The organism is Fusibacter sp. (genome assembly GCF_057447755.1).
Genome location: NZ_JBVBZF010000273.1, coordinates 1 through 4734, shown reverse-complemented (window position 1 = coordinate 4734; position 4734 = coordinate 1). Strand labels below are relative to the sequence as shown.

At 37.8% G+C, this 4734-nt stretch carries 3 protein-coding genes; 1 reads left to right on the top strand and 2 read right to left on the bottom strand.

Translation table 11 applies throughout. The features are described from left to right. Positions 1–1496 (top strand): C1 family peptidase (locus AC220I_RS18295; RefSeq protein ID WP_486725305.1); only part of this gene is annotated, 1496 nt, incomplete at its 5' end. 56 nt (positions 1497–1552) lie between these two features. Here AC220I_RS18295 and AC220I_RS18290 read toward each other — a convergent pair. Together AC220I_RS18290 and AC220I_RS18285 are read right to left on the bottom strand one after the other, a co-directional pair. After that, positions 1553–2851 (bottom strand): bifunctional folylpolyglutamate synthase/dihydrofolate synthase, encoded by a 1299-nt coding sequence (locus AC220I_RS18290; protein WP_486725304.1) that lies wholly within the window; start codon positions 2849–2851, stop codon positions 1553–1555. A gap of 41 nt (positions 2852–2892) precedes the next feature. Further along, the coding region (locus AC220I_RS18285; RefSeq protein WP_486725303.1) for a valine--tRNA ligase at positions 2893–4734 on the bottom strand (1842 nt) is incomplete at its 5' end.

The following is a 4734-nucleotide window of genomic DNA, read 5'->3' as shown; positions in this document are numbered from 1 at the left end:
ATGAGACCTATCCCCTTTTAAATTATAAGGGCATCACATATTTCCCTTTAACATGGCGATTTGCTGTTGAAAATTTTGGCTGGCAATATTCATTTGATACTGTAGAGGGGCTTAAAATCAGCTCAAATGGTAACGTGACTTCCACCACAAATTACGATGCATCTATAGATAATAGTGCTGAAGCCTCATCACCAGCAGGTAATAGTCCGTCAAAGGAAACAAATGCATACTCGTCGGTAAATCAAGTTGAAAATCAAACTCTATCAAATATTAATTTTTTGGATTATACAGTCAATTTGCCAGCTCGTTTTAACACCTATAATAGCATGGGATCAAATGTTAACTCATTATTTGTAAGAGATCAAGGAGATTCAAGTACATGTTGGGCATTTGCCGCAAACACACTATTTGAACTTTCATTAGCAAAACAATATCAAGTCTATCTTGATTTTTCTGAAGACCATTTAATTCTTAATGCACCAATAAATGTGAATTATGATTCTGGTGGCTATATTGATGTTGCAACATCATATTATAATAACTGGCTTGGACCTATTGTTGATCCAAACGATCATTTTGGTGATGGCATCACTCGTAAAGATATTAAACCTGAATACGTAATCTCTGATTATATTGAAATTGAAAATAATTTAGATGCTATTAAATATGCTGTTTACGAATTTGGTGCTGCACAATCTTCCATTGGCTATGATGAAAATAAAAATTACTATAATGAATCCACTTTTGGTTTTTATAATAACGATTTTGATTCACCACCAACTCATGATATCGTTATAGTCGGATGGGATGATGATTATTCAAAAGATGACTTTAATGCCTCACCAAGTAAAGATGGTGCATTCATTGTTCAAAATAGTTGGGGAAATAATTGGGGTGAAAATGGACTCTTCTATGTTTCATATGAAGATGCACATATTTTGGATAAAGCAACTGCAATAACTTCAATTCAAAAGCTTACCAATAATAAAAAGCAATACTTTTACAATGATACTGGTGTAACGCACTTTGAAGGTTATACTGATTACTATCAAGCTACAGGACTTAACGTGTTTACTTCAAGTCCTAAAACAACAAGCTCTGAATATCTTACAAGTGTTGGATTTTATACAAATTCTCTAGACGTCAAGTTTAAAGTCTCATTTGCAAACACCGGTGTTCCAGACTCCTCATATCTGGATATGAAAGAGATCGCTTCAGGCACTGCATCATTGCCGGGTTATCATACCGTTACTTTGACAAATCCAATTAAATTAGAACCTGAGAAACCATTTTCAATTGCTGTCACTTTTGAAAATGATGACACCATCTTTTTGGTCCCACTTGAAGCACCATATCCAGATATCCAATATGTCATCACTGGCAACTTGAATGAAAGCTATATTTCACCAGACCCAGAATACTACGGCTTTACTGATATTGGTGCCGAGCGCTCAAGCTCAAACATTGGCATCCGCGCCATAACTGAATTTAAATAAAAAAGCCTTCCTGTATATAATAACTACAGGAAGGCTTTTTCTTTATCCTAAACGGCTCAAAATTTTTTATTTAAAATTTTCGTTCTTACCTCACCAATCATATAAAGTGAACCAAAGTAAATCATAACCCCAAGTTCATCCTTATGTGTTTCTGCATAGGCGACGGCATTCTCAATTTGATCGTCCACATATAAAATTTCAAGGTGTTCATATGCCTCGAGTCTTTTTGAGAGTTCAAAAGCTGATAGGGCTCTTGGATTATTCGGTTTTGTGACAATTACATTATGAATATGAGGACAGATTTCATCTAGCATCCCCTTAATATCCTTATCTTCTAAAATCCCCAGAATAGCTGTAATTTTTTCATTTTTGAAGAGTGTTTGAACCGCTTCACTCAATCCCCTTATACCATGGGTATTATGTGCACCATCAATAATGGTCATTGGTGATTCTCTTAAAATTTCAAGACGGCCTAACCAGCGGGTATCGTTGATTCCTTTAACCAACATAACTTCAGTAAAGTCAAAGCCATGTTTCTCTTTTAAAAGTTTAAGCGCTTCTATCGCCACAACAGCATTATGCATTTGGTAAGGCGCAATCATTTTTAACTGATATTGAATGCCTTCATATTCAAATGCCAATCCAAGAATTTCATCTCTAATCATTCTCGCTTTTTCAACTGGTGCTTCAATCAAAAGGTTGCCCTGTTTTTCACTGATTTTACGAATCACTTCCATTGCTTCTACCGGTTGAGGATGACACACTGTAATGCCCTTCGGTTTAATAATGCCAGCCTTCTCGTTTGCAATTTCTGCAAGCGTATTGCCAAGGTAATCTGTGTGATCAAGTGAAAGTGGTGTTATCACAGAAACAAGTGGGGTCTCTATTACATTGGTGGCATCCAGTCTGCCACCAAGTCCCACTTCAAGGACCACCACATCACATTGGTGTCGCTTATAATAGAGCATCGCAATTGCAGTGACTACCTCAAATTCAGTGGGATGGTTACAACCCTCTGAGAGCATCTCATCAATTGCAATCTTCACTTCACCCGTTAACTCAGAGAGTTCCTCATCAGTGATGTAAATCCCATTGATCCTCATTCTCTCATTAAATACTTCTATGAAAGGCGACGTATATAGTCCAGTTTTATACCCTGCCTCAATTAAAACATTTGCGATAAATGAACTCGTGGACCCTTTTCCATTGGTCCCTGCAACATGTACGAACTTAAGTGACTTTTGGGGATTATCTAATTTCTGAAGTAAATATCTAATATTTTCGAGTCCCAATTTGCTACCAAATTTATAGGTCCCATGTATATAAGACATTGCCTCTTCTATTGTCATTTTCATTTGGTTTCCTCTTTTTCTTATTGGTCTAATGGACAAGCAGTCTAGAGTTTTTTCCCAATTGCTTCAATACGCTCATTTACAGCTGCTAACATTTCAATAAATTTTGCTTGCTTCTCTTTTTCTTCTTCAATTAGAGCTGGAGGTGCTTTTCTTACAAAGCCTTCATTTGAGAGCTTTTTGGCAACACGGTCAACTTCAGCTTCTAGCTTGCTTTTCTCTTTTTTAAGTCTTTCCATTTCCTTTTCAAAGTCAATAAGGTCTGCGAGCGGCAAGAAGAGTTCTGCCCCATATACTACTGTGGACACGGCATCTTCTGGAATTTCATTCTTATCAGCCGTTAAAGCAACCTCTGAGCACGACGCAAGCGTAATCAAATACTCTGCATTTTCAAGTAAGCATTTACCCACTTCAGCATCAGACGCAACAATCATACACTTCGCTTTTCGTGATGGCACAACATCCATCTCAGCTCTAACATTTCTTAAGTTTTTAATGGCTTCCATAACGAGCTCCATTTGTTTCTCTGAAGCTTCATCAAGCCATTTTTCATCCTGAACCGGCCATACATCTGTAACAAGTAAGGTCTGAGTATTCGGCATATGGGTCCAGATTTCTTCCGTAATAAATGGCATAAATGGATGTAGCAGTCTTAAAATATCTTTAAGGACTGTAATCAATACTTTTTGAACTGTTTGTTTTGCTACTGGATCTTCACCATAAAGTCTCTTCTTAGCAAGTTCGATGTACCAGTCACAGTATTCGTTCCATGTGAACTCATAAATTTTATTTGCGGCAAGGCCAAGTTCAAACTTGTCAAGGCTTACAGTAATTTCTTTTGTCACTGTATTGAGTCTTGAAAGAATCCACTTATCTGCAAGTGTTAAGGTCTCATTCCCCGTTAGAGTCATTTCACTGTCTTCAAGTCCCATGATTACAAATCTTGAAGCATTCCATAATTTGTTGGCAAAGTTTCTAGAAGATTCTACTCTTTCAATTTGGAACTTCAAATCATTGCCTGGGCTATTGCCTGTTGCAAGCATAAATCTAAGGGCATCTGCACCATATTGATCAATGATATCCAGTGGGTCAACGCCGTTTCCTAATGACTTACTCATCTTTCTGCCTTGAGCGTCTCTCACAAGACCATGTAAAAACACATGTTCAAAAGGTACTTCCCCCATTTCATCCAGTGCAGAGAAAACCATTCTGATAACCCAGAAAAAGATGATATCATAGCCTGTTACGAGTACATTTGTTGGATAGAAGTAATCAAGCTCAGGTGTTTTGTCTGGCCAGCCCAATGTAGAGAACGGCCAAAGGGCAGAACTAAACCAAGTATCGAGAACGTCTTCATCCTGTCTGAAGTGGGTTCCACCACACTTAGGACAAACATCTGGCATTTCAGATGCCACAATCATTTCTGGACAAGATTCACAATAGAATGCAGGAATTCTATGTCCCCACCACAACTGTCTTGAAATACACCAGTCTCTGATGTTTTCAAGCCAATGCATGTAAACTTTTGTAAAACGATCTGGAACGATTTTAAGCGTGCTGTCTTTTACAACATCCATAGCAGGGCCTGCCAGAGGTGCCATTTGAACGAACCATTGGTCTGAAACTCTTGGCTCGATTACTGTATTACATCTGTAGCAAGTTCCAACATTATGCGGGTGGTCTTTTACTTGAACTAGGAAACCTTCCGCTTCTAAATCCTTAACGATTTCCTTACGGCAAGTGTAACGATCCATCCCCTTGTATTTACCAGCATTTTCATTTAAGGTTGCATCCTCATTAAAGATGTTAATTTGTTCTAAATTGTGTCTCATACCAATTTCAAAATCGTTTGGATCATGAGCAGGTGTAACCTTAAGTGCACCGGT

Coding starts and splice junctions, on each gene's coding strand:
- AC220I_RS18290 (WP_486725304.1), bottom strand. CDS start 2,851: ATGAAAATGACAATAGAAGAGGCAATGTCTTATATACATGGGACCTAT.